The sequence below is a fragment of the Pacificimonas flava genome (assembly GCF_000342165.1).
Lineage (GTDB): Bacteria > Pseudomonadota > Alphaproteobacteria > Sphingomonadales > Sphingomonadaceae > Pacificimonas > Pacificimonas flava.
Genome location: NZ_AMRV01000003.1, coordinates 330,583 through 354,583 on the forward strand (window position 1 = coordinate 330,583; position 24,001 = coordinate 354,583).

Annotated in this window: 12 protein-coding genes, 1 tRNA gene and 1 other RNA gene; 9 read left to right on the plus strand and 5 right to left on the minus strand. The window is 65.0% G+C overall.

The window, feature by feature from the left end; all coding sequences use genetic code 11:
- Nucleotides 1-106: 106 nt before the first annotated feature.
- The gene (locus C725_RS15300; RefSeq protein WP_008601223.1) at nt 107-4,465 is read left to right on the plus strand and encodes a choice-of-anchor I family protein; all 4,359 of its coding nucleotides are present in this window, start codon (nt 107-109) and stop codon (nt 4,463-4,465) included.
- Nucleotides 4,466-4,995: 530 nt separating this feature from the next.
- Here C725_RS15300 and C725_RS06650 read toward each other — a convergent pair.
- Nucleotides 4,996-6,066, minus strand: a complete 1,071-nt coding sequence (locus C725_RS06650) for a phytase (protein WP_008601227.1) — start codon at nt 6,064-6,066, stop codon at nt 4,996-4,998.
- Nucleotides 6,067-6,300: 234 nt separating this feature from the next.
- Here C725_RS06650 and C725_RS06655 point away from each other — a divergent pair, with 234 nt between their 5' ends.
- Entirely contained in the window at nt 6,301-9,177 is a 2,877-nt protein-coding gene (locus C725_RS06655; RefSeq protein WP_008601231.1) for a TonB-dependent receptor, read from the plus strand.
- An 18-nt stretch (nt 9,178-9,195) separates the two neighbouring features.
- Entirely contained in the window at nt 9,196-10,599 is a 1,404-nt protein-coding gene (locus tag C725_RS06660; RefSeq protein WP_008601233.1) for an alkaline phosphatase PhoX, read from the plus strand.
- Nucleotides 10,600-10,751: 152 nt separating this feature from the next.
- Here the strand turns inward: C725_RS06660 and C725_RS06665 are convergent.
- Nucleotides 10,752-10,827: transfer RNA gene (locus tag C725_RS06665), tRNA-Thr, on the minus strand.
- A gap of 267 nt (nt 10,828-11,094) precedes the next feature.
- On the opposite strand from C725_RS06665, the gene C725_RS06670 reads away from it, so the two are divergent.
- The 5 genes from C725_RS06670 to C725_RS06690 all read left to right on the plus strand — a co-directional run bounded on the left by C725_RS06670 (nt 11,095) and on the right by C725_RS06690 (nt 21,204).
- Complete coding sequence (locus C725_RS06670; protein ID WP_243442710.1) at nt 11,095-12,459, plus strand: PAS domain-containing protein; 1,365 nt, start codon at nt 11,095-11,097, stop codon at nt 12,457-12,459.
- A gap of 110 nt (nt 12,460-12,569) precedes the next feature.
- Nucleotides 12,570-17,333, plus strand: a complete 4,764-nt coding sequence (locus tag C725_RS06675) for an NAD-glutamate dehydrogenase (protein ID WP_008601238.1) — start codon at nt 12,570-12,572, stop codon at nt 17,331-17,333.
- Between the two features lie 90 nt (nt 17,334-17,423).
- On the plus strand, nt 17,424-17,894 hold the full coding sequence (locus C725_RS06680; RefSeq protein WP_008601239.1) for a hypothetical protein: 471 nt from the start codon (nt 17,424-17,426) through the stop codon (nt 17,892-17,894).
- 46 nt (nt 17,895-17,940) lie between these two features.
- A complete protein-coding gene (locus tag C725_RS06685; RefSeq protein ID WP_008601241.1) occupies nt 17,941-20,667 on the plus strand; it encodes a [protein-PII] uridylyltransferase in 2,727 nt (908 codons plus the stop codon).
- Between the two features lie 18 nt (nt 20,668-20,685).
- Nucleotides 20,686-21,204, plus strand: coding sequence for a CPBP family glutamic-type intramembrane protease (locus C725_RS06690; RefSeq protein WP_008601242.1), 519 nt, complete (start codon nt 20,686-20,688; stop codon nt 21,202-21,204).
- 47 nt (nt 21,205-21,251) lie between these two features.
- On the opposite strand, the gene ssrA is transcribed toward C725_RS06690, so the two are convergent.
- Nucleotides 21,252-21,607, minus strand: a transfer-messenger RNA (tmRNA) gene (gene ssrA / locus C725_RS15735).
- Nucleotides 21,606-22,754, minus strand: coding sequence for a glycosyltransferase family 4 protein (locus C725_RS06695; protein WP_008601246.1), 1,149 nt, complete (start codon nt 22,752-22,754; stop codon nt 21,606-21,608). The genes ssrA and C725_RS06695 overlap by 2 nt, the downstream gene beginning before the upstream one ends.
- A gap of 93 nt (nt 22,755-22,847) precedes the next feature.
- Here C725_RS06695 and C725_RS06700 point away from each other — a divergent pair, with 93 nt between their 5' ends.
- Entirely contained in the window at nt 22,848-23,081 is a 234-nt protein-coding gene (locus C725_RS06700) for a hypervirulence associated TUDOR domain-containing protein (protein WP_008601248.1), read from the plus strand.
- A gap of 17 nt (nt 23,082-23,098) precedes the next feature.
- On the opposite strand, the gene C725_RS06705 is transcribed toward C725_RS06700, so the two are convergent.
- Nucleotides 23,099-23,803 carry a ZIP family metal transporter gene (locus C725_RS06705; protein WP_008601249.1) on the minus strand — a complete coding sequence of 235 codons (705 nt, stop codon included), beginning with the start codon at nt 23,801-23,803 and terminating at the stop codon, nt 23,099-23,101.
- Nucleotides 23,804-24,001: the final 198 nt, after the last annotated feature.

A 24,001-nucleotide genomic window follows, 5' to 3' on the forward strand; every position in this document is an offset into this window, starting at 1 on the left:
GAAAGCTTCATGAAACAGTGCGGCTCGCTGTCATGAAAGCGCCCTAACCCCCTCCGGGAATCGGCAAAAACGCCGCACTAGGGACGACCAAAGGGGACAGGGCATCATGAACAGACCGACCTTCGACATTTCAATTGCTCAGGTTTTCAACAGCGGCTCGGGCGAAGCCGGTTCAGAGGTGGTCGCCACGGAGAATGGCCGCTTCGTCGTTACGAACGGCGCGGAAAACCGCATCGACATCTTCCTGATCGGCTCCGGCGGTCTCGAGCGGTCCATCGACCTGTCCTCCATCGCGGGTTTCGAAGGCGTTCAATCGGTGGACATCCGCGGCGGCGTCATCGCGGCGGCGATCGCCCGTTCGGGCGGCAATGGCCTCGTCGCGACCTTCGATGCGGAGACCGGCGAGGCGCTGGCGCAATATGAGTGCGGCGTTCTTCCCGACATGGTGACCTTCTCGAAGGACGGCACGCGCCTGTTCGTCGCCAATGAGGGTGAGCGCGGCGACCTTCCGAATCCGGCGGACGACGCCGCGCCCGGCAGCATTTCCGTCATCACGCTCGAGAGCGGCGGCGTCGAGAGCTTCGGTTTCGAGGCCTATGACGACATGAACGCCGATGGCGTCTTCGACGAGGCCGACCTCACCATCCTGCGGGACATGGGCATCCGCACGTTCCCGGGCTCCGCTCCGTCGCTCGATTTCGAGCCGGAGTATATTGCCGAGGGCGCGGACGGAAATCTGTACGTCACGCTGCAGGAGGCGAATGCGGTCGCGGTCTTCGACCTAGAAACCATGGCGTTCGTGGACCTCTTCAGCGCCGGCGCCGTCGATCATTCGTTGCCGGGCAACGGCATCGATCCCTCCGACCGCGACAGCGCGATCGACATTCACACGGTTCCCGTGATGGGCCTGCGCATGCCGGACGCCATCGCGACCGTGGACATTGGCGGCGAAACCTATTTCCTGACCGCCAATGAAGGCGACAGTCGCGACTTCGAGGAGGTGCGCATCAAGGACGTCGTGCTCGATCCGGCAACCTTCCCGAACGCCGCGGAACTGCAGCAGGACGATCAGTTGGGCCGCCTGGCCATTTCGGCCGTTGACGGGGACACGGACGGCGACGGCGATTACGACGTGCTCTACGCCTATGGTAGCCGCTCGTTCACCATTTTCGATGCGACGGGCAATGTCGTCTTCAACTCCGGCGACGATTTCGAACAGATCATCGCGGCGACCCGGCCGCCGCTCGCGTTCAACAATGACGAGTTCGATCCGGCGACCGCCGCATCCGAGGATCTGCAGACGCTCGATGAGGACCGTTCGGATGCGAAGGGCCCCGAGCCCGAAGCCATCGCCGTCGGTCAGGTGGGCGAGCAGGTCTACGCCTTTGTCGGGCTGGAACGCGACAGCGGCATCATGATCTACGACATCACCAACCCGCACGGCGCGACCTTCGTCGACTATATCGACTCGGCCGCCTATGGTCATTTCGCGCCCGAGATCATCCGGTTCATCCCGGCGGACGAATCCGGCAACGGCCAAGCGCAGCTTGCGGTCAGCTATGAAGTGTCGGGCACGACGGCCGTCTACGATCTCGCGCTGACCCCGGCGGAGCAGGTCGATTACACGCTGCAATTGCTGCATTTCGGCGATCCGGAGGTCGGCACCCTCGGCACCGAGACCGCCCCGCTCATCGCGGCGATGATCGACGGGTTCGAGGAGAGCTTCGCCAATACGCTGATCCTGTCGGCCGGCGACAATTACATCCCCGGCCCCTTCCTGACGGCCGGCTATCTTGAGGGGAACGGCTTCCCCGACATCGAGATCCTGAACGCCATGGGCATCGATGCGTCCGCCATCGGCAATCATGAATTCGATCTCGGCACCGGCGTCTTTGCCGACGCGGTCGCGGCGGCCATGTTCCCCTACATCTCCGCCAATCTCGACGTGTCCGGCGACAGCGCGACCAGCGGTCTGTTCACCGACACGACCGCCACGGCGGGCCTCGAACTCGCATCCGCCCTTGCCGGCCGGATCGTCCCGTCGGCGGTGGTCGAAGAGGGCGGCGAGCAGATCGGCATCGTCGGCGCAACGACGCAGATCCTGGCGGCCATCTCCTCCATCGGCGGCATCGACGTCGTCAGCGGCGGGGCCGACGACATGGCGGCGCTCGCGGCTGTCCTCCAGCCCGTCATCGACGACCTTACGAACCAGGGCGTCAACAAGGTGGTGCTGGTATCGCACCTCCAGCAGATCCAGCTCGAAGCGGCCCTCGCGCCGCTGCTCGAGGGAGTCGACATCATCGTCGCAGGCGGCTCGAACACGCGCCTCGGCGACGAAACCGACCAGGCGGTCGCCTTTCCGGGGCATGAGGCGGACTTCGCCGGCGATTATCCGATCCAGACGTCGGGCGCCGACGGCCGTCCGACGCTGATCGTCAACACCGACAATGAATATACCTATCTCGGCCGCCTGGCCGTCGATTTCGACTCCGAGGGCGTCATCATCACCGAAGGCCTGGAGGAGCGTCTCGATGTGAACGGCGCCTATGCGGCCACCATCGAGAACGTCGCGGAGGCCTTCGGCGTCAGCATCGAGGAGGCGCAGGAGATCGCCTTCGCCGCCGGCACCAAGGGCGGCGCGGTCAACGACATCATCGCGCCGGTCCAGGCGATCATCGACGATCTGGGCGGCGACATCGCGGGCTACACCGACGTCTATCTCGACGGTTCGCGGGAAGAGGTGCGCACCCAGGAAACCAATCTCGGCAACCTCACCGCCGACGCCAATGCGGCTGCGCTGCGCGGTCAGGAAGACCTGGGCGACAACGCGGTCGTCGTTTCCATCAAGAATGGCGGCGGCATCCGCGCCGCCATCGGCACCTTCTCCAGCCCCGGCCCGAACGGCGAGGTCGACGAGCTGCCGCCGCAGCCGAACGGCGCGGTGTCGGCGCTCGACATCGGCAATGCGCTGCGCTTCGACAACTCGCTGATCGCCCTCGACCTCACCGCAGAGGGTCTGAAGGCCGTGCTCGAATACGGCGTCAGCGGCATTGCCGGCGCGACCGAGGGGCGCTTCCCGCAGGTCGGCGGCGTGCGCTTCAGCTTCGATCAGAGCCTGGAGGTCGGCAGCCGCGTTCGCGACATCGCCCTGGTGGCGGCTGACGGCAGCCTGATCCCGCTCTTCGACGATGGCGAACTGATCGCGGGCGTCGATCCCGAAATGGCGATCACCGTGGTGACCCTGTCCTTCCTCGCGGGCGGCGGCGACGGCTATCCCTTCCTGGATTATGCCAGCAATTTCCGTTACCTGACGACAGGCGACAGCACCGCCGCCACGCAGGTGACGGACGGCGCGCTGGGTGCGGAGCCGGAAAACATCCTGGCCGAGCAGAAGGCGTTCGCGGACTATCTTTCCGCCCTTCACGAAAGCGAGGATGCGGCCTTCGACGAAGAAGACCGGCCGATCGAGCAGGATACCCGTATCCAGAACCTCGCTTACCGGGACGACACCGTCCTCAGCGGCGATGTCGAGCAGGTTGTGGGCGACGACGCGGCGAACGATCTGGTCGGCACGGACGGCGACGAGCAGTTCTTCGCCGGCCTCGGCAGCGACACGATCACGCTTGGCGGCGGCGACGACCAGATCGTCGGCAGCTTCGCGGATCATGTGGGCGACACCGTCTCCGGCTTTGACGTCGGTGACCAGCTTCGCATACAGGAGGGCGATCTCACCGCCTTTGACCTTCAGGTCACGCAGGTCGGCGAGAGCTATCTGGTCAGCGGCGCGAACGTCGCGGCCGGCGGAATCCTTCTCGAGGGAACGTTCGAGCGTCAGGGCTTCGTCTTCGGCCGCCGGGGCGAGGAGGTGACCGTCGCCGTCGACGACGTCATCGACGCCGACAATCTCGTCGACATGCAGGCAATTGCCGAGGAGCTCTCCGTCGGCATGGGCGGCGCATCGCTCTACCTGAACGGCGACAATGCCGCGGACTACACGCTCACCTTCGAGAACGACCTGTCCGTTGCGGACTTCGACAATTCGCTCCTGGCCTATGAAATCGGCGCGGATGGGCAGATCGTCGATGTCACGCTGCTGGCGGCGAACGTGAAGACGGTCGAAGGGCCGCTCAGCGTGACGGATGTCGATGCCGGCAACCAGTTGCACTTCGCGCTGCTTCAGAAGGGCGGCGATATCGACTTCGACGGCGCGCTGGACATCGACGTCAGCTCCGGCGAGGCCGTGCTGACGGTCGACGGCGAGGCGGTGGACCGCAGCCTGCTCGTCAGCCATGACGCGGCGCTGAACGTCACTGGCATCGATCATGTTCTGTCCGGAACGACCGGCACGACCGAAGGCGATGTCCGCATCGCGTTCGAGGATCAGACCGTCGAGGTCGATGCGGATTATCAGGACATCGTCTTCACCGTCGAAGCCATGCCGCCCGCCGCGATGGAAATCGTCTAGTCCCGGCGGTCCGAACGGTTCGCGGCATCCCGCGCCCCCACACCCGGCAAGAGGCTCAGTAGCAGACGCTGAACCTCTTGCGGGAGCGGGAGGAATGCCGCCTCCTTGCAAATCAGATCGCAAAAGCAGAGACCGAGCGACCGGTCCCGGCGCTGGTCAGCCCCTTCTGCGCCGCGTCCAGAGCCATGTCGCCAAAGCGATGCGCGTTTCGGCGGCTCGCCTGATGGCAGCCAGGCGCAATCGAGGACCGACACGGCATCTGTACCGGACCTCAATGTGTCGGCAACGACGCGCCGGCAACGGCACCCGATTCGTGGCCCTGGTCTCGTCCGCCCGCGTGCTCGTTTCGGAGCGGTAGAGGATGGGCCGGAGGCCGGACCATCCTCACTCTCGTCCCTAGAGACCCCTCACTCAGGGCACCTCTGGGCCATGGTAAGCTCACAGCGCCGCGCCGGCGGTGGGGTCGGTGCAGCTTCGGCGCGATTTCCCGGCCGGCGGATGCATCGTCCGCAGCGGCCGGGGACAGCCGCCTATGGCAGGTCGAGAGCCGCTTTGACCTCGCGCCAGTCGACGAGCTTGTAGTTCTGCTGGCCGGGCAGCGGTTCGTCCATATCGTCATGGATCGCCAGCAGCCCATTCGGGAACGCGCCGATCGGACCGGACCAGGCGTCAAGCCCGTCGGTGTGGCTGGTGCCATCGATGTCCCCTCGCGCGGTGACGGCGAACCGGCCGACATAGGCCGTTTCATCTCCCTCGACGCGAAAGACCGGATAGGTGCTGTCGCCCTGGGAGGACGCGATAAGATATTTGCTGCCAGCATCGCGCATGATCGTCACACCCTCGATATCGTCGGTGATCCGCTGACCATCGACACCGGCAATTCTCGTCGCCTTGCCGTTCCCATCGGGCGCGAAATCGAAACGCCAGATGGCCACGTCCTCCTCTCCGACGTAAAGACGATCCGCCTCGTCGTCGACAACGCAGCCTTCCGGCTGGGAGCCGACCTTCAGCGAGCGCACCAGTTCCGTCGCGGGGGCACCCGATTCCGACCGTACGCGCCAGATGCGAATCTGGCCGGCCTTGTTGTTCGCCACAAGATAGACGCCGTCCTGGCGCCGGCCCATGCAAAAACCATAGGGCTCGCCCATGTCCGTATGAACGAAGCCGAAGTCGCGGGTCTGCAGCGTCCGCGGATCGAACAGGTAGAGATTGATCCCCATATTCTGATCGTTGGTCGCGCCGACCAGAACCAGATCGTCCCGACCGTTCGCCTTGAATCCCGTTCTCAGATCGACATTGTTGAGCGCACCGGACGGCAGGAACTGCCGAACAGTCCCGTCCAGATCATGCACGTAGAGCCCATCGGTCTTGTCCGTTCCGAACATCACGGCACGGCTGGGATCCGCGGCATCCGCCCATAGCGCCGGATCGTCCGCATCGACCTGCGGATCGGTTTCCACGATCGTTTCAACGACCGCGCCGACAAGCTTCGGCGTCTCCCCCTTCGACCATTCTGGAGCGGTTGTACCCGCCGACATGCACCCTGACAGAGCCGTGGCTGCACTAAACGCGATCAGGATCATCGCGCTGGACTTGTTCATGAATCGAGATCCCCAACATTTCGGAACTTAAGGCCCCGCAATTGCAAATAAAGCGCGGCTGCTATTGAATGAATACAAGTCAATCAAGCCCTGAAAACAAATAATAATAATGTATTGCAACCGTCATCAAAGTGAAATGGCTTTTCGCCTACAGGCGCCGCGCAACATCATTCCCTCAAATCCCGATAACAACTTCGACCGGCACATCCCGGCAAAATTCCATTGGAGATCCAAGTGTTTCGTCAGCGCTGTCATTCGCGAAGCCGCCTTTCCGCCTCGACGTTCGCCATTGCGGCGGCCTTTGCGCTGGTGCCCGGAGCGTTCGGATCCCTGCCGGCCAATGCCCAGACCGCCTCCGCGCCGGCCGAGGTGCGCGGCCGTGTCGGCACGCCGAGCGGCGTCTATTTCGAGGGAGCGGAGGTGACCCTTCCGGAGTTGGGGCGGCGAGCCGTCACGACGACGGGCGGACGCTTTTCCTTTCCGGGTGTGCCGGCCGGCACCTACACGCTGCGCACCCTCTATCTTGGCGCGACACCGGTCGAGCAACAAATCGAGGTCGGCGCCGATGGGAAACCGGTCGATGTGCGCGTCGTTCTGGACGATCCCGCGGGTCAAAGCGCCAGTCCGCAGGAAATTCTCGTCGTCGGCCAGACGGCGAGCGCCTCTTCCGCCGCCAATCGCAAGCGCAACTCCGACCGCGTCAGCGACAGCGTCTCCGCCGACTTCATCGGCCAGTTCCCGGACCAGAACGTCACCGAAGCCGCCCAGCGAATCCCGGGCGTGGCAATCAACCGCGATCAGGGGGAAGGGCGGTTCATCTCCATTCGCGGCGCGGACCCGAACCTGAACGCGGTCACGATCAACGGCGTCGACGTGCCCTCGGCCGAGAGCGATGCGCGTTCCGTCGCGCTCGATGTCATTCCGTCCGACGTTCTTCAGACGCTGACCGTGGTCAAGTCGCTGACCCCCGACCTCGATGCGAACTCCATCGGCGGGACGGTGCAGATCGGCACCGCTTCGGCATTCGACCGGAACGGCCCCTATCTCTCCGCCAGTGCGGAGGGGCATTATAACGACCTTCGCGATCTCGTCAGTCCGCGCCTCTCCCTCAGTGCCTCGAACGTATTCGAGGTGGGCGGCGGCGACCTCGGCATCTACGGCTCGATCAGCTACTTCAATCGGCGTCTCGGTTCCGACGGCGTCGAGAATGGCGAGGGCGTCGATTCCGTGGGCGGCACCGCATTCCCGGTTGCGATCGAACCGCGCGACTATGTGCTGACGCGCGAGCGCCTGGGGGCGACGCTCAACATCGACTATCACGTCAATCCGGATTTCACCCTTTACGTGCGACAGCTCTATTCGCGCTTTTCGGACGACGAGGTTCAGGGCGGCACCATCTTCGAGGCCGATCCGGATGACGGCGCGAACGTGGCCCAGCAAACGGACACGACGCTTCTTCTGGCCGATCAGGAGCTGGAATCCTACGTCAGCGAGCGGGAGGAAGTGCAAACCATCTACTCGTTGTCGGCTGGCGGCGAGAACCAGATCGGCCGCACGCTGATCGAGTATTCGGCGAACTATTCCGAGGCCGGAGAAGACAATCCCGACTATGTCGAGCCCCTGTTCGTTGCGGATTTCAGCGATACGGACACGCTGATCGGCACCGATCTCAGCGATCCGCGCCGTCCCGAAATCCTGTTCAGCGGCGACGGATTTCGCGACGCCTCCCTCTATGAACTGGATGAGATCATCTTCGAAAGTTCGGAGACGATGGACAAGCGCTATGGCGGCAAGATCGACGTGACCCACGAGATGGATATCGGCGCGTTCAGCGGCTATCTGAAGACCGGGGCGAAGCTTGCCCTGCGGGATAAGAGTTCGGATCTCGACGCGCGCATCTACGGCGGCGCCGACCAGGGTCTGACCATCGCCGATTTCCTGAACGGGGATATCGACTATCCGCTCGGTCCGATCGCCCCGCAGGCGTTTCCGCGGGACGTCGCGAACGCGGTCGAAGCCGATCAGGCCCTGTTCGACGAGGATTTCGATGAAGAAGGCAGCTTCATCGATTCCAATGCGGAGGATTTCCGCATCGATGAAGATATCTACGCCGGCTATCTGATGGGGGCCGCCGATATCGGCGCCCTGCGCATCGTCGGCGGCGTTCGCGTCGAGCACACCGAATATCGGGCCGAGGGAAATGAGGTCTCGCTGGACGAGGAAACCGGCTCGCTGTCGCTATCGCCCATCAATGTCGACCGCAGCTATACCGATGTCCTTCCCAGCCTGAACACCCGCTACGCCTTCAGCGACAAGCTCCAGGCCCGCGCTGCCTATTATCGCAGCGTCGTGCGGCCGAACTTCGAACAGAGCCGTCCGGCCTCCCTCATCGAACGCGACAGCGACGGCGTGATCGAGGCGGCGGCCGGCAATACGGCGCTCGATCCTTACCGCGCGGACAATTTCGACCTGACGCTGGAATATTACCCCGGCAGCGCGAGCGTCCTGTCGGCAGGCGCCTTCTACAAGAACCTCGCCAACCCGATCTTCCCGATCGATTTCGCAGGCACGGAGGGCTTCGAGGGGTTCGACGAATATGCCAGCTTCGTGAACGGCAATGATGCGCAGATACTCGGCCTGGAATTCGCGGTTCAGCAGCAACTGAATTTCCTGCCCGCGCCGCTCGACGGATTTCTCGTCGCGGCGAACTATACGTTCGTGGACAGCGATGCCGAATTGCCTCTGCCCGGCGGCGGGGTGCGCGATGCGCCCATGCCGTTCCAGGCGCGCCATACGGCCAATGCCTCCCTTGGCTATGACCGCGACGGCTTCCAGTTCCGGGTTTCCATGTCATATCGGGACCGCATCCTCGACGAGATCGGCAGCCCGACGGATCCCGAGGGCGACGTCTATATCGACGACCATATTCAAGTGGACCTGACGGCGTCCTACCGCCTGGCGCGGGGCATTCGCGTCTTCGGATCCGTCACGAACATCAACGACCGGCCCCTCTACAGCTATCAGGGCCGCAGCGATGTGAATGTGCAGTATGAGGAATATGGCCCGTCCGCAAATCTGGGCGTACGCGTGACCTTCGGCGCCATAGACTGATCGCAAGGGAGACGTGGCATGACACGGATAGACCGGCGGGACTTCGGCATTGGCCTGACCTCCCTCGCCTTTTCCGGGCTGGCGCTCAGTGGCTGCGCGATCTCCGGACCGGCGGAAAGAGCGCCTGCGGCCGGTTACGGCCCGCTGCGACCCGACCCGGCGGGCCTTCTCGACCTGCCCCGCGGCTTCTCCTATCGCGTGATCTCGCAAATGGGCGAGCACATGGATGACGGTCTGCGCGTGCCGGACCGTGCGGACGGCATGGGCGCTTTCCGCCTCGACGAGCATCGTACGATCCTGGTGCGCAACCATGAGCTGAAGCCTGAACACCGGGACGCCGGCGCGTTTGCATCCGGCGACGCTTCGGGACCGGGCTTCGACAGCTTCAGCAGCGGCGGCTTGCTGCCAGGGGGGACGACGACGCTGGTCTACGATCAGCGCACGGGCTCGGTCGAACGCCAGCATCTCAGCCTGGCCGGAACGATCCGCAACTGCGCGGGCGGGACGACGCCGTGGGGAAGCTGGCTGAGCTGCGAGGAAGACGTGACGACCGCCGGCGCGGGCGTGACGAAGGACCATGGATGGGTCTTCGAAGTTCCCGCACGCGGTATGGGCCGGGTGGGGGCCGTGCCGTTGAAGGGGCTTGGGCGCTTCAATCACGAAGCCGCAGCAGTCGATCCGCGTACGGGAATCGTCTATCTGACCGAAGATCGGGACGACAGCCTCCTCTACCGCTTTCTGCCTGCGGAACGGGGCCGGCTGCACCGCGGCGGCCGCCTGCAGGCGCTCGCCTTTCAGGACCGCGAGCGTTCGGCCGACATGCGCAACTGGAGCGCGCCCTATCTGGCATCAAGGCAGGCACTTGCCACACGCTGGATCGATCTTGACGGCACCGACAGCGCCGCTGACGATCTGCGCCAGCGCGGCCATGCAAAGGGCGCCATTCTTTTCGCGCGCGGCGAGGGGATCCATTATGGCCGCGGCGCGGACGGTCGCGGTGAACTTTATTTCTGCTGCACCTCGGGCGGCCGGGCCAGGCTCAGCCAGATCATGCGCTACCGTCCATCCGCGTCTGAGGGACGGCTCGGCGAACGGGACGAGCCGGGCGAGGTCGAGATTTTCGTCGAGTCCACGAATGAGGCGATGCTGAATTTTGGCGATAACATCACCGTGGCGCCGACCGGCCATCTGATCGTCTGCGAGGATCAATATACCGAATTGGTCGACAATCACCTGCGCGGAATTACGCCGGCCGGTGAGGTGTACGCCTTCGCCCGTTTGCATGACCAGACAGAACTCGCTGGCGCTTGTTTCTCGCCGTCCGGCAGCACGATGTTCGTCAACCTCTACAGCCCGGCCCGAACGCTGGCGATCGAGGGACCGTGGCGGGCATTTCAAGCGCCGCGAGCGGGGTTTTCCTAAGCCATAGGGCCCGAAGTGACGCGAACGGCTAGCGGCTTAAGCCGCCCCACCCCTGGTCGTCGCTCCATCATGCCGTCGAGAATGGCAGAAAGGCGTTCCAACCCAGTCTCGGTCCAGAACGCGTAAACGCCCGCTACGGTCTTGAAAAGAAGTGGTGCCGCTTGCGTGACTCGAACACGCGACCCCATCATTACGAATGATGTGCTCTACCAACTGAGCTAAAGCGGCATCGGCGGCGGTGATCCCGCCGGCAAGGCGCGCGCCCTTAACAAAGGCCCGGGTAGCTGACAAGCGGCAAACGTGCGTTGGGGCCGCGCGGGCCCAAGCCTCCGGAATACCTGCGTGTCCGGAATCGTTATCCTTTTCGGACACGCCTGGGCCGCGGCCAAGCGGCGACCGCGAGGGGCAGATGCTCGATTTTAACCATCTCGCAACCGGCCGCGTGTCAATTGCAGCGCCAGACAAGAGTGAGCCTTTCCGGGGGATATGGAATCGATGGACGATCAGAGCGCTGATTATGCTGCGGCCGAAGAACCGGCGTTCGATGCCCCACCCGTCTTCAGCCAGCATGACGAGCGCCGCATGCACGTCCGCGCCTATAATGACTGGGCCGCGCTTCTGAACGGGCGCGAATTTCCCGCGCCCGCCGATCTCGACGGTGATCTCGACGCATTCGGAGGGCACAGCATCCTTCTCGATTTCGCCGAGGACCAGGCAAAGCCGAAGCTGCGCTTCGTCGGCGAACGCCTGCGCGAGGAATGCGACCTGAGAGCGGAGGAGATCGCCGTCGGCGCCGTGCCGCCCCGGTCCCTGATCTCGCGCCTGACCGATCACTATCTCGAAATCATCGCCAACCGTGCGCCGATCGGGTTCGAGGCGGAGTTCATTTCGAGGCGGGGGAACAACACGCTTTATCGAGGCATCCTGATGCCGCTGAGCAGCAATGGACGCAGCATCGACTGCATGTACGGCGTCATCAACTGGAAGGAGCTGGCGGAGGCGGACCTCGAAACCGCGCTGAAAATCGAGGCGGGCCTGATCGACAGCGCCGCCCCGGCCGACGAACTGGAAGCGTTGATGTTCGGCGCACCGACCCCGCCGCGCCCCGTGACCACGCCGGAGGAGATCCTGCGCGCGAATGGCTATGGCATCACGGCAAGCGAAGACGCGCCGAGAGTCGAGACGGTCCTGCGTCTCGCGCCCGAACCCTTTTTGGGCGAGGGCGGATCGCATCCGCAAACGGCTGTCGGTACGCAAGGGACCTCTCTTGCGGACTGTCTGGCCGGCGCACGGGATGCCGCTGCGACGGCCAGCCGTGCGGGCGACCGCAGCCGCACCGCGCTCTACCGGGCTCTGTCACAGGCCTATGACTTTCATCTCCAGGGCGAGGCGCAGCCGGAAGCCTATGCCGAGATGCTGGAAGCGGCCGGGCTGAAGCGGCAGGCGCGCGCGCCGATGACGCCGACCGCGAAGCTCGTCTTCGGCGCCGATTACGACAAGGCACGCCTGACCGAGTTCGCCGCCGGCCTGTCCTGTGCCGCGCGGGCGGCCGTCCCTCCGGGCGGATTCGCCGAATTTGTGGAAGCGGCCGAGGGCGGACTGAAGGGGCTTGTCCAGGCCGAACGCGCTGCCCGGCGCCAGGCGGCGGGAACGCCCCGCCCATCCGCCGACACGGCGGACGCGCGCCGCTCGGCCCTTCGGCAAGCGGCGCCGAGCGCGGAGTTGAGCCTCGACGTGCCGGGGGAGGAGGAATTCATCCTTCTCGTCGCGCGGCGCGAACCGGGCGGCCGCCTGGGCGTGATGGGCGCGGTGGCGGAGGATGAGAAACTGCTCGACCGCGCGTTGAGACGTCTCGACTGAGCGGAAAAGCGAGCCGCACCATCCGGTTTCGAATGCGACTTTTCTTGCCGGGGCTGCGCCTCGCGGGATAAGCGGGAAGCCCCGACCGAACAGTTTTAAGGTGCACCCGAATGTCCGCCAAGGGCAAGACCGCCAAAACCCCCGCCGCCGCTGCCGTCGAGGCCGACACGCAGCAGCCACTTGCCCGCGCCCTGTTCTTCGGCGCGCTGCCGGGGGAAGCAGAGGATCTGGACGATGCCGCTGCCGAGCGCATCGCCGCCTTTGCCGAACGCGCCCTTGCCGCACGCTGTCCGGGCGAGGCCAATGTGGTCATCGACGATCTGGAAAGCGGTGACAGCCGGCGTCGCACCGCCATCGCGATTTCGAACGACGACATGCCGTTCCTGGTGGATTCGGTCACCAACGCGCTCAGTGCCCGCGGGCTCAGCATTTTTCGTCTGTTGCACCCAATCCTCGATGTCTGCCGCGATCCCGACGGCGGCCTTCTGGAAGTGTCGCCGGCGGATCGCGAGGTGCTGCCGGAGGGGCGCCGCCGCGAGTCGCTGATTTATCTGGAAACCTCTGCCATTCCGCAGGGGGAGCGAGAGCCGCTGGAGCGTGCGCTTCTCGAAATCCTCGTCGATGTGCGCGTCTCGGTCGCGGACTGGCGCGCCATGCTCAAGAAGCTGGAACGTGCTGCCGAATCGCTGGGCGAGGCGCGCATTTCCGTCGCCGCCGATTCCGTGATGGAAGCGAAGTCGTTCCTGAACTGGCTGGCCGACGACAATTTCACGCTGCTCGGCTACGCATCCTACGACTTCAAGGGCGTGCTGGACGACGAGAGCGTGCAGCCTGAGATGGAGGACGGGCTCGGACTGCTGCGCGATCCTGATTTCGAGCTGTGGCGCGGCGTGGGGGGCTATGAGAGCCTGCCTGTGGCGCTGCGCAGCTTCATGGCGGTGCCCGACCCGATCCTGATTACCAAGGCCAACACGCTGAGCCGCGTCCATCGCTCCGCCTATTTCGACGTGATCAGCGTCAAGCGCTACGATGACGAGGGCAAGGTGTGCGGTGAATATCGGTTCGTCGGCCTGTTCACCTCCGCCGCCCTTGCGCGCTCGCCCGATCATGTGCCGATCATGCGCAAGAAGGTCTCGGCCGTGCGCGAGGCTCTCGGCTTCGACCCGCAAAGCCACTCGGGCAAGGCGCTGACGCACGTCCTCGAAACCTATCCGCGCGCGGAGTTGTTCCTGACCTCAGAGGAACGCCTGACCGACATGGCGCGGGGCATGCTTTCGCTGCTCGACCGTCCCCGCCCGAAGATTTTCACGCGGATCGACCCGTTCGGCCGGTTCATCTCGGCCGTCGTCTTCGTCCCGCGAGAGGTCTATACCGGCACGCTACGGGAACGCATCGGTGCCATGCTGGCGGAAGCCTTCGATGCCCGGCTGACGCGCTTCGACGTGGAGCTGCGCGCGGAGGGGCTGGCGCGGGTCCAGTTCTTCCTCGCGACCCTGCCGGGCGAGGTTCCGGACATCGAGGAGCGCGCGCTAGACCAGCGCCTGCGCGACCTGGTGCGCGGCTGGGACGAGGATCTCGAAGCGGCGATGCTGGCGCGTCTGGGGCCGGAGCGGACCGATGCACTGGCGCTCACCTACGAGCGGGGCTTTTCGGCCAGTTACCGCGACCAGTTTACCGGCGAGGCCGCTGCGGTCGACGTGGAGCGGCTCGAATCGCTCGCCAGCGACGCCGATCGGCAGGTGCATTTCTACCGCCGCCCGCCCGACGCGGCGCACCAGCTGCGCATCAAGATCTACCGCACCGGCAGCATCATTCCGCTGTCGGAAATGGTGCCGGTGCTGGAAGCATTCGGGTTCAAGGTCATCGAGGAATTCCCCTTCGACACGCCGACCGAGACAAGGCACGGCTGGATCCACGATTTCATGGTCGAGAACCCGACCGGGGAAGCGATCGACCTCGATTTCCTGAAGGAGCATGCCGAGGGCGCGCTGCGGGCCGTGATGATCGGCGAGCGCGAGAACGACGCGTTCAACACACTGGTCGTCGGCGTTCAGTTGCGCAGCGAAGAGGTTGCGTGGCTGCGGGCCTATTATCGCTATCTGCGCCAGTCCGTCCTCAGCTACGGCCTGCTGACGGTGGTCGACGCGCTGGCGGCGCATCCGGTCATGACCCGCGCGCTCGTCGGTCTGTTCCGCGCGCGCTTTGGCGATGTGGAGGGCGATCGCCAAAGCGCCATGCGCGAGGCGCGGCGCGAGGTGAAGCGGGGCATTCAGGGCGTCGAGGCGATCGACGAGGATCGCATCCTGCGCCTCTACCGCGACGTTATCGAGGCGACCCTGCGCACGACCGCCTTCGCCCCGGATGCGCAGACGCTGGCCTTCAAGATCGAATCGGCGAAGGTCCCCGGCCTTCCGGCTCCCGTGCCCTATCGCGAGATCTGGGTCTATTCTCCGCGGGTGGAGGGCATCCACCTGCGCGGCGGGCCCATCGCGCGGGGCGGGCTGCGCTGGTCCGACCGGCGCGACGATTTCCGCACGGAGGTTTTGGGTCTGGTCAAGGCGCAGATGGTGAAGAATGCGGTCATCGTTCCGACGGGATCGAAGGGCGGCTTCTATCCCAAGCAGCTTCCCCCCGTCAGCGAGCGAGAGGCCTGGCTGGCGGAGGGGCAGGCCGCCTATCGCATCTTCATCAATGCGCTGCTGTCGCTGACGGACAATGTCGTGCAGGGCGAGACCGTGCCGCCGCAGGACGTCGTCTGTCACGACGATCCTGACCCCTATCTGGTCGTCGCCGCCGACAAGGGCACCGCCACCTTCTCCGACATCGCCAACGCCATTTCCGTCGAGCGCGGCTTCTGGCTGGGCGACGCCTTCGCGTCCGGCGGTGCCAATGGCTACGATCACAAGGCGATGGGGATCACCGCCCGCGGCGCGTGGGTCAGCGTGCAGCGCCATTTCCGCGAAATGGGCATCGACGTCCAGTCCGAACCGGTGCGCGTCGTCGGCATCGGCGACATGTCGGGCGACGTGTTCGGCAACGGCATGCTGCTGTCGCGCACATTGAAGGTCGTCGCCGCGTTCGATCACCGGCATATTTTCATCGACCCTGATCCGGATCCGGAAACGTCCTTCAAGGAGCGCGAGCGGCTGTTCGCCCTGCCCCGATCATCGTGGGAGGATTATGACAAAGGCCTGATTTCCGCAGGCGGCGGCGTCTTTTCCCGCGCGCAGAAGTCGATCGAACTTTCGGACACGATCCAGGCGATGCTGGAACTGCCGGCCGAAGTCGGCCCCAACGAGTTGATGCGCGCGATCCTGAAGGCGGATGCGGACCTTTTGTGGTTCGGCGGCATCGGCACCTATGTGAAGGCCTCCGGGGAAAGCGACTCCGCCGTCGGGGACCGCACCAACGACGACATCCGCGTCGAGGCGCGCGAACTGCGCGTGAAGGTGATCGGAGAGGGCGCGAATCTCGGCATTACGCAGCCGGGACGCATCGCCTTCGCGCAGCTTGGCGGCCGCGTGAATACCGATTTCATCGACAATTCCGCCGGCGTCGACTGCTCGGACAATGAGGTGAATATCAAGATTGCGCTGCAGGAACCGCTGCGTAAGGACCGGCTGACCGTCGAGGCGCGCAACGACCTGTTGCGGGAGATGACGGACGGCGTGGCCGCGCTCGTCCTGCGCGACAATGTCATGCAGACACAGGCCCTTTCCGTCGCGGAAGCGGGCGGCGCCGCCACCCTGCCCGCCTTTCAGCGGGTCATCCAGCAGATGGAGGCGGAGCGCCGGCTGGACCGCCGCGTCGAGCAGCTGCCCGCCGACGATCTCCTGACGCAGCGCGCCGCGGCCGGGGCAGGGCTCGAGCGTCCGGAACTCGCCGTCCTTCTCGCCTATGCGAAAATGTCCCTCTACGAGGCCATCGTCGATAGCGACCTGCCCGACGATCCGCTGCTCGAGGAGGATCTGTTCTTCGCCTTCCCGGAGGAGTTGCAGACGAGATTCGCGAACGAGGTTCGCGCTCACAAGCTGCGGCGCGAGATCATCGCCACGAAGCTTGCCAACCAGATCGTCAATCGCGGTGGCATCGCCCTCGCATTCGAGCTGGCGGAGGAGCATACGGTGCCGCTCTCCCGCGTGGCCGCCGCCTTCGTGGCCGCCCGCGAACTGTTTGGTTTCCGCATCCTTTGGCGGACCATCGACGCCGCGGAGCTGGAGCCGGCGGTGCAGATCACGCTGCACAAACGCTCGACCGTTGGCCTGCAGATTCACATTTCAGACCTGATCGACGCCATGCCCGCCGATCAGTCGCCGAGTGAGGCGGTCGAAACGCTGGGCGACAGGATTGAGGGACTTCGAGAGGCGCGGGAGACGCTGCTCAGGACCGAACCGAAGGCGGCGTTGGAGCGTGTGCGGCAGGAACTCACCGCTGCGCGGGCGCCAGCAGACCTGATCGAACGCCTGATCGAGATCGAGGCCATGAACGGCGCCGCCATGATCGCACGCCTGGCGTGGGTCCACAAATCGGATCCGTGCGATGTTGCCGCCGCCTATACCTATCTCGGCGAGAAGCTGGGCCTGGACTGGGCGCATGCGACCGCATCGCATCTCAATCCCAGCGATCCGTGGGAACGCCTGCTTGCGGCCAGCCTCGCCCGCGACTTTCAGGGCATGCGTCTGGACCTGATCGAGCGAATCGCCCCACGCGACGAGAATCTGAACGCCGCGGTCGAGATCTGGCTGGCGGAGAACGAGGCGGCGACCGCGCGTCTGTCGCAGACCATCGCCAGGGCGCGCGCCGCCGGGAGCACCACCCCGGCGATGCTCGCCCATGTCGCCAGCCAGGCGCGGGGCATCCTGCTGACCGGATAAGAGGGCTTTCCCGCCAGCTTGCGTTCAGCCATGGTTCAACGCGCACGCGGAATGTGCAACGGAATGCCGCGGCTATCGTTGGATGATGTAATGACAAAACGCCTGCTTCTCGCCGCTAGCGCGGCCCTTTTGTTCGGCCTGACGCCCGCGGCAGCGCAGGCGCCGCCGCCGCAGGACGCTCCTGCCTCCACTGCCGGTTCGCAGGCTCAGCCGGATACCAGCGATTCGGGCGTGGTCGTCGCGCCCGGCCAGCAGCGCCGCATTCCGCTCGACGAGTTCATGGCCCCGCTCCGCTGTCCCGAAGACGACCCCGACGTCATTTGTATCGAGGGCGAAAATGAGGAGGAGGAAGAAGCGCCGCCGCCCGAACCCGGTGATCGCGAAACCGACGTCCAAGCCGAGCGTAAGGCGCTCAGCAATATGGGGAACCAGACCTTGCCGACCGAATGCTCGGCCATCGGTCCGGGCGGGGGGTCGGCATGTGCCTTCCAGCAATATGAAAAGCAGAAGGAGGAGCGCGAGCTTCTCGAGGAACGCTATTTTCCGCCCGAACCCGAATAACCGCATCTTTGCCGCGCGCCCCGGACGGCAGTAGACACCGCCGGATATGCTGCGCCGCTACGACCATGTTCCCGACCGACGCGCCATTCTCGACCGGCGCGCCATCGCCGCCAGGTTGGCCGACATCCCGGCGGGGCGAAGCGCCCTCGTGCGTGAACTCCGAGCCGTCTCGGAGGCGGCCGATAAGGAGCTTGGTGCCCGTATCGATGCCGACCCGGGCGCGGGGATGCTGCACTGCCATGCCCGCGCGTACTTCGCCGATCAGATCATTCGGCTGATCTATGACTACACCGCCACGCACCTGTTCCCCGTGCACAGTCCGACGACGGCGGAGCGCCTGACCATTTGCGCTGTCGGCGGATATGGCCGCGCCGAAATGGCCCCGTTCAGCGATGTCGATCTCCTGTTCCTGATCCCCGGCAAGCTGTCGGCCTGGTCGGAGCAGATGATCGAGACGATGCTCTACACGCTCTGGGATCTCGGCTGGAAAGTCGGTCATGCGACCCGCTCCCCGGACGAGATCGTCCGGCTCTCGCGCGGCGACGTGACCGTCCGCACCGCGATGCTGGAGGCGCGGTATGTGTGGGGCGACCAGGATCTCTACGAGGAGGGCGGACGCCGATACCGGGCGGAGGTGGTGCACGGCACCGAACGCGATTTCATCCGCGACAAGCTGGAAGAGCGTGAACAGCGGCACAAGCGCATGGGCGACAGCCGCTATGTCGTCGAACCGAATGTGAAGGAGGGGAAGGGCGGGCTGCGCGACCTGCAGACGCTGTTCTGGATCGGCAAATATGCCTATCGCGTCGACCGGGCGGCACAGCTGGTGGATTCCGGTTTGTTCGAGCCGGAAGAATATCGCCAGTTTCACAGGGCGGACAATTTCCTGCTGTCCGTACGAACGCTGCTCCACCGGCTGAACGGGCGCGCGGAAGAGCGGCTGACCTTCGATATGCAGCGACAGATCGCCCAGCGCCTCGATTATTCCGACCGGCCGGGCGCCTCCTCCACCGAACGATTCATGCGTCACTATTTCCTGATCGCCAAGACGGTGGGCGACCTGACCGGCCTGTTCCTGGAACATATCGACGATCAATATTCGACGCTGCGGGAACGGCTGCGCGACCGTGTGACCACGCCGCGCCGTCTGAAGGGCTTCACGCTGAGCCGCGGCCGCATCGGCATTCCCGGGGAGGATTTCTTTCAGGAGGAGCCGCGACGCCTGCTGGAAATCTTCGCGCTCGCGGACCGATATGGGCACGAGCTTCACCCCCTCGCCATGCGGCAGGCGAACAGAGACGCGCAGCTGATCGCCGATTGGCAGGACGATGCAGCCGCCAACGCCCTGTTCATGCAGGTGCTGACCAGCCCCCGCGACCCCGCCCTCGTCCTCCGCTGGATGAACGAGGCCGGCGTGTTCGGTCGCTTCGTACCCGATTTCGGCCGCGTTGTGGCGCGCATGCAGTTCGACATGTATCACCACTACACTGTCGACGAGCACACGATCCGCGCCATCGGCCTCCTCAGCGACATTGAGCGCGGGCAGCTGGCCGAGGAGCATCCCATCGCCACGGCGCTGATGCCGGATCTATTCTCGCGCGAGGTGCTGTATGTCGCGGTGCTGCTGCATGACATCGCCAAGGGGCGCGGCGGCGATCACAGCATCCTGGGGGCCGAGGTTGCGGAGGAACTCGGTCCACGTTTCGGCCTTAGCAAGGCACAGACGGAGACCGTCGCCTGGCTGGTGCGCCAGCACCTTCTGATGTCGGCCACCGCGTTCAAGCGGGACTTGTCCGACGGCAAGACGATCGAGGATTTCGTCCGAGAGGTGCAAAGCCTCGAGCGGCTGCGGCTGCTGACGATCCTTACGGTGGTGGACATTCGCGCCGTCGGCCCGGGCACATGGACGGCGTGGAAGGGGCAGCTGATCGGCAATCTGTTCATGGCGGCCGAGGAGCGCCTGCGCCTCGGCCACCAGCGCTTCGGACGCAGCGAGCGCATAGAGGCGAAGCGGCAGGAATTAGGGGCTGCGATGGGCTGGAGCGAAGCGGAGACTGACGCCTATGCCGGGCGCTTCTTCGACAGCTATTTCGTGGCGGAGGATCCCGTCACCCTGATCGCCAACGCCCAGCTGATCGCCGCGGCGGAGGATGCGCTCTCCATCGGAACGAATTTCGACGCGGGCTCCGGAACGACGCAGGTGCGCACCTATTCAGAGGATCATCCCGGTCTCCTGATGCGGCTGGCCGGCGCGATCAGCCTGTGCGGCGCGAACATCATCGATGCCCGTATCCACACCACCCGCGACGGCATGGCGCTCAACAATATCGGAATTCAGGGTCATGGCGGACAACCTTTCGGCGATGCACACCAGCTCGACCGGCTGAAGCGCTCGATCGCGGACGTCTTGGCGGGAAAGGTGCGGCTGCGCGAGGAACTGGCGCAGCGCCCGCTGCCACAGCGGCGCGCCGACGCGTTCGCGGTGCAGCCGCGCGTGCTCGTGCAGCCCAATGCGTCCAACCGCTTCACGGTGATCGAGGTGAACGCCGCCGACCGGCCAGGACTGCTCTACGCGCTTCTGCGCACGCTGTTCGATGCAAAGGTGACGATTCACAGCGCCCATATCACCACCTACGGCGAGCGGGCGGTCGATACCTTCTACATGACGGACCTCACCGGGCAGAAGCTCGACGGCTCGCAGCGCCTGAAGGGTCTCGAAACCCGCCTCCTCAATGCCGTGAAGGCGGCCGAGGAAGAGCGCGCAGCGGCTTGAGGCGCCGGAACACCCGTCATGCTGCTGCTCCGGCGTCTGTTCCTGGCCCTCCGCACAAGCCTGGACCGGGCGGCGTGGGCCGCCTTCTGCCGCGAAGCGCTCTGGCTGTTCCCCGCTCTTGCCGCGCTTGGACTTGCCGGCGGCATTATTCGCCTCGCGCCGACGGACGACCTGCCCGCCTTCCTTCGGCTCGCCGCCTTCGCCCTGATCGTGCCGGCGCTGGCGGAAGAACTCCTCTTCCGCGCGGCGTTGCTGCCGCACCCCGCCGAACCGGCCACCCTGTCGCAGCGGCGAGTTGCGGCGGTCCTGTCGGTGGCGCTGTTCGTCACCTGGCATCCGCCGCAGGCCCTGCTCTACGGGCCGACATTCGCCGCCATGATGCTCGATCCGTGGTTTCTCGCCTGCGTGGCGCTCATGGGCACCGCGTGCGTTCGCCTTTACGAACGAACCGGTTCGATTTGGCCCAACATGCTGCTGCACTGGCTGCCGATCGCGCTGTGGAAGGGGCTGCTTGGAGGCCCGTCGCCCTGGACATGAAAGAGAGAGATGGAGGGCTTCTGTTGCTCGGTGCCCTCCGGACCGCCGGACTGGCGCTTCTGTTGAAAGGTGCGCCCCGAACCCCGCTTTTGTCTAAGTAACCTTAGCCGTTAGGCCATCAGTTACGCAGCAATCGCAAATGCCTCGTTATCGTTGGCATCTATAGAGTTTGAACAGTTTTACGGCGTCCTCAGGCCGGGCAAAATCACCGTCTTTCAGCACATGTCGAAGCTGTTTCGGCCCCATCAGGAGGCGCCCTGCTATCGTGCGGGCGCCTTTTGGTGGAGCCGCCGGGTACCGCCCCCGGGTCCATGCAACCTATTTCACGGCAACATTTATCACCATATCCGGCCGCTAAGCCGGCAGATGAAATGTAAGCTGGGTGCGGCGAAGTTTCAAGATCACCTGCTCGTTCCCTTCGACGCGACCGCCAGATAGCGCTGCAGCAGGCCATCGTTGATGTGCGTCCAGTCATAGGCGCGTGAACGCGCCCGGCCCACCTCGCCGGCGCAGGCCCGGGCCTGCGGATCGTTCAGGTAGGTGCAAAGCGCGTCCGCCGATTCCTCGACGTCGTCCGGGGTGGTCAGCAGGCCCGACTCGCCCTCGGCCACCAGGCTGGTGCTTCCCGTGGCGCGTGCCGCGACGACCGGCAAGCCGCTCGCCATCGCCTCCAGCGTCACATTGCCGAACGTCTCTGTCGAGGACGGATTGAACATGATGTCAGCGGACGCATAGGCGCAGGCAAGATCCGTGCCGCCAAGGAAGCCGGTAAAGATACCCTGCGGCGCCCGTTCCCTGATCCAGTCGCCGGCGGGACCGTCGCCCACGAACATGGCGCGGTAGCGCTGACCCCGCCGGTCGAGCGCGCGCAGCGTCTCGGCGAATGTCCCCAGTCCCTTCTCGAGGACCAGCCGGCCGACGAACAGGATCACCACATCCGCGTCATCGATGCCCAGACTGCGGCGCCATTCCAAATCGCGCCGTTCGGGACCATAAAGGTCATGGTCGATCCCCCGGCTCCAGATGTGCACGTTCGGGTTCATGTGCTGCTCTCGCAGCACCTCCACCATGCTCTGGGACGGCGCGTAGATTTCCTCGCACTTGCCGTAGAGCCGCCGCAGGATCGCCTCGCCCAGCGGCTGCGCCCAGCCCAGCTTGTAATAACGGAAATATGTTTCGAACCGGGTGTGGACCGAGGCGACGAGCGGCACATCATGCGCCCCTGCCCAATGCGCGGCCCTGTGACCGATCACGTCCGGCGAGGCAATGTGAACGATGTTCGGCCGGTAGCGTCTCAAATCCCGGTGCGCACCGACCAGGCCGAAGCCAAAGCGATACTCGTCGCGGCCCGGCAGCGCCACGCTTCTGATCGAAACGAGATCGCCAGTCGCGGGAAAGGCCGGCTGGGGCACGGTCGGGGAATAGATGCGCATGTTTACCCCGCGCGACAGCATATGCGCCGTCAGGCGGTTCAGCGCCTGGTTCGCGCCGTCCTTTACATAGTTATAGTTGCCCGAAAACAGGGCCACACGCAGGTCACTGGGCTCCATGGTGCGCGCTTCCTAGCGGCAGGTGCGGCGAAATGCCAACCGGAACGGGACGGGCGGTGCCGGGTTCGTTGCGGTGAAGGGAGACAGCGCGCCATGGCCAATGAGGACAGCTTCCGCACCGGACAATATGTGAAGTGGAAATGGGGGAATGCCTACGCGTACGGCCAGATTGAGGACCGCTTCGAGGAAAAGGTCACGCGGACGCTGAAGGGCACGGAGGTGACCAAGGATGGAGACGCCGACAACCCCGCCTATCTGATCAGGCAGGAGGACGGGGACAAGGTCCTGAAACGGGGTTCGGAGATCGAAGCGGACCCGCAGGGCTAGGCGTTCGCGTCCGGTCATCATCCGCCCGGCAGCGTGCCGAGCGCAAGCGCCATAAGGAGGCCGAGAGCGACGGCAATGCCCGTTTCGTTGCGATCTTCGCGATAGGCTTCCGGGAACACTTCGGTGGCGAGTGACGCGACGACAGCACCAGCAGCGAAGCAGCGGATGTGGGCCAGACTGTCCGCCGACGCATCCTTCAGCAGAAGATTGCCGGCGACCGCGGCCGCCGACAACAGTGCCGCCGTCGCTGCCCAAAGGGCAAGCGCGGCCGTGCGACTGTGCCCGCCCTTCGTCATCTGCTTCGCGCCGCCTGCCGCTTCCGGCAGGTTCGAAAGCAGGATTGATCCCGCCAAGGCCGCCACCTCCGTGGGCCCGGCGCCGATCAGGGCCACGCCGAGGGCGAGATTTTCAGGAATGCCGTCCAACGTGATCGCCAGAAGCAGGCCGCTGCCCTTTGAGGACTTCATCTTTTCGTCGACCAGATAATCGAGGCCGGTGAAGACAAGCGCCCCGCCGCCGACCGAGAACACCACCATGAGAAGGCTGAGCTCTTGCTGGGCGGGCTGAATCAGTTCTGACATGACGGAGACGATCAGCGCGCCGCCAGCCAGGGCGACAAGGAACCCTTCAAGCCGTTTCGGCAAACGGCCGTAAAGCCCCCACCCGGCACCAACCAGCAACGCACCCGACACGATGCCGACAACCAGAAGCGTCATCATCATGGAAGCAGCCCTTTCCTGTTCCGGCAACACCCTTACCCTGGGTGCGGCGCTACTGCGCTCAATACGCCGCCCGCGCCGCCCGCGCCGCCCGCGCCGCCCGCGCCGCCCGACGCAAAGATCAGCGGCCCGAGTTCTACCAGGCCAAAAAAAGGGCCGCCCCATGCTTGGAGCGGCCCTTCTGTTTCAGCCCTGACGCGG